Raw genomic sequence first — 3,407 nt, 5'->3', positions numbered from 1 at the left:
TGCATCGAGAGAGTTCCTCTATGTCGATGATGCTGCCCGCGGGATCATCCTTGCTGCGGAGAGATACAATAAGTCTGATCCGGTGAACCTTGGTTCCGGCATGGAGATTACCATCAGGGACCTGGTGTCACTCATTCAGGAACTGACTGGATACCAGGGCAAAGTGCACTGGGACACCACAAAACCGGATGGCCAGCCCAAACGGTGCCTTGACGTGAGCCGTGCTAAACGCGAGTTCGGGTTTGAGGCACAGATGCCATTCCGCGAGGGGCTACAGCGAACGATTACATGGTATGAGGTCAACAGGGGCCATAAATACCCATCAGGAACTGATTTAGATCATTGCTGAATATGATATCAAAAAAGGTTTTTATTCCCTGTTGTAGTTTCCCGCTTGAAGTATTATCCATACATTTTCTTGGGATTATCGTGTGAGTTATACCTGTTGCCGCATTTATTGGTTTTTCTCGAGTATCCGGGACTACCAAAAGGTTATCTGAACCGAAGAGAAATTGGTACACGAGCCTTCCTTAAAAAACAACCATATACCAGGTGATGGAGAGAACAATGGAGATTTTTAAAAAATATGAGGTTAATATGGATACACTGCTTATCATTCTGATCGCTATCGTTTTTTCTGCCCTTGGCCAAGTTGCATTAAAAAATGGCATGCTCCACTTCGGTGCGGTAAATGATCTCTCGATTCAGGGCATAATATCGATGTTTCTTAATCCCTACGTTCTCGGAGGACTTTGCCTGTATGGAATAAGTACAATATTCTGGCTGGTTGCCCTCTCACAGAAAGACCTCAGCTACGTTTACCCGTTTGTTGCCCTGACAATCTGTCTTGTTCTGGTATTCTCCAAATACTTTTTCAATGAACAAATTGGCCCCTACCGATTTGCGGGAATTATTGTGATTATCTGTGGCCTCGCCCTGCTCATCAAAAGTGGATAGTCCATTTACGGTGATGAATTTACATAGGGAAAATTGAGGCGACACGATGCGGTTCAAGGATTGTTTCACCAGAATCCAGAACAACAAGAGTGTAATGAGAGCCTGTTCTATTGCCTCTGCACACGCATACATCGTCCTTTTTATTTTTACATTCGTTATCTATAACCTCAATTTTCGTAATATCAACAGTTTTGACACACTTGCCGCAACCATCCTGCCATTTACTATTCTCGACACCCATGTTCCCTGGCTGACGACATCATCTCTCTTACTTCAGCCAGAGAATATCAGCTCATTCATCGCGGTGAACAATAATCTTTATTCTTACTATCCCATTGTGACACCAATCCTCGTCACACCGCTTTATGTTGTTTCATACATTTTCATGAAGATGATGCATATCCCCCTGGATATGTCAAACAGTTCCTGTTTTCTTATTGTTTATATCATGGAGAAGATAGCCGCATCATTCATCACTGCAGCAGCAATAACTGTTTTTTATGCCGGAATGAAAGAGGTTATCAGGAAAAACATTGCCCTGATTACCGCCCTGATCCTTGCCTTTGGCACCAGCATGTGGTCGATCAATAGCCAGGCGTTATGGCAGCACGGCATGATAGCGCTGCTTTTCTCAATAGGATTCTACCTTATTATCCGTAATGAGAGGCAGACGGATTCGCGCATCTTCATTCTCCTTGGCATATGTTCCGGCCTTCTCGTCTTTACCCGACCTGCGGATGCATTCCTGGTTCTTCCGGCATTCGTGTATGCAGCACTAAAGAGACGAGAAGATTTTGTAACATATTGTGTATCTGCAGGTATTGCCACTTTTCCAATTGTTATCTATAATGAATCGGTTGCAGGGAACCTTTTTGGCGGATATAGTAATCTGCTTTCAGAATTCAGTTTTGGCCTTCCGACACTCGTGCACATGGCAGGCTTACTGATCAGCCCCAACAGGGGTTTATTTGTCTTTACGCCCATTGCCATTCTTGCATTATTAGGAATATTCCAAATTAGATCCACAATAAAAAACTTAACACTACAAAGGGTCTTCATTTCCTGTGGCATTGCTTTTATTCTTGAGATCCTTGTCTATTCCGCATTCGACTGCTGGTGGGCAGGCACTACCTATGGACCGCGGTTTTTAGCTGGTTCTCTGCCGCTGATCTTTATTCTTGTGGGAATATTTCTGGATTCCCAGATATCCACTGATGAAAAGAGAAAAGACGGATTATCATCGGCAAAGATCGTGTGGGGGATCGTCATCGTTCTCGTTGCTTGGTCAATATTTGTTCAGGTTGTCGGGGCATTTTATTATCCTAATGGAAACTGGAACGATTCTCCTTCGACATTCACCCTAGTGGGAAGTAACTTTGCGACGGCCGATACGTCCCGGCTCTGGAGTATCACGGATAATCAGATCTTCACCACATTCAACGCTGGTCCGATCATCATTAACCCAATAAATATTCTGGAGAATCTCCAGAGAAAGAATGATATTATTGACCCATCAACAGATTTTCCAATCCGTATTGGGACAAATTTCAATAATGGTTGGAGCAAGCTTGAATACCATGAGGGCCATCCATTCCGAACCATAGCAAACTATTCTTCAGTATCGATCCAGTACATGCGCTATTCGCTCGTACAGAATAACTGTACATTACTTATCGTGGCATCTGCAGTGGATTCACCAAAAACACTGGAAGTTACCGTGAACGGGAAATCCGCAGGGAACCTCACTGTTCCGGACCATTACACAGAATTGTCTTTGCCAGTCAAACTCAAATCATCCCTCCGGCTCGGGAACAATCTCATTGAATTCAGAGTGCCGGATGAATGCAACACCGCCAAAGGGATTAGAGTACCAGAACAAGAGTGTCTTACAATACAAAACATAAAAATCAACCGACAAATTTGAGACTCAGTTTACAGAGGTGAATGCCGTTTTTCTCTCGGATCCCCAAAAACATTCACGAGATAGTATGATCGGGCCCTGTTCTCCCTGGAGATTTAAATGATAGATATATTTAGCTAATTAGATCCGGGACAAGGGAGATTCTCCATAAATAAATCGTCATATTCAGACTTGCTTGATGCATCAGTTGCTACATTTTTTATGCATCTAAACAAAATATTATGAAATATTAACGTGGACAGGTTCGGTTTTGGAGGATAATTACACGTGGATAATACTAGTGAGATTAGATTAAAGTTTAAAATGGATCAGTAAAATCGACCGTAGGTACATATGCCGCATTCTTCAGATTTGAATAGTAACTCATCACCACTTACAGATTCATCAATCCAAAGAGTCCCAAGCCTTGTTATTCGTCCTCCCAAAAAATGGGTACCGGTGGATATCCGGGAACTCTGGGCATACCGGGAACTTATCATTTCATTCGCGATGAGGGATATCAAGCTTCGGTATAAACAGACCGGGCTTG

2 protein-coding genes and 1 pseudogene are annotated in these 3,407 nt (G+C 43.1%); all 3 read left to right on the top strand.

The features are described from left to right. Positions 1 to 349, top strand: a pseudogene (locus LUQ50_RS06445) (GDP-L-fucose synthase); the annotation flags it as partial. A 248-nt stretch (positions 350 to 597) separates the two neighbouring features. Next, on the top strand, positions 598 to 957 hold the full coding sequence (locus LUQ50_RS06440; protein ID WP_300037922.1) for an EamA family transporter: 360 nt from the start codon (positions 598 to 600) through the stop codon (positions 955 to 957). Between the two features lie 46 nt (positions 958 to 1,003). Continuing rightward, positions 1,004 to 2,881, top strand: a complete 1,878-nt coding sequence (locus tag LUQ50_RS06435; protein ID WP_300037919.1) for a glycosyltransferase family 39 protein — start codon at positions 1,004 to 1,006, stop codon at positions 2,879 to 2,881. Positions 2,882 to 3,407 lie beyond the last annotated feature (526 nt).

This window comes from Methanospirillum sp. (assembly GCF_028679455.1).
Taxonomy (GTDB): Archaea; Halobacteriota; Methanomicrobia; order Methanomicrobiales; family Methanospirillaceae; genus Methanospirillum.
This window is presented reverse-complemented; position numbering and strand designations above follow the sequence as displayed.

What these genes read in the sequence shown, in the direction of transcription:
- LUQ50_RS06440 (WP_300037922.1), top strand. Translation starts at nt 598, where the DNA reads ATGGATACACTGCTTATCATTCTGATCGCTATCGTTTTTTCTGCCCTT.
- LUQ50_RS06435 (WP_300037919.1), top strand. Translation starts at nt 1,004, where the DNA reads ATGCGGTTCAAGGATTGTTTCACCAGAATCCAGAACAACAAGAGTGTA.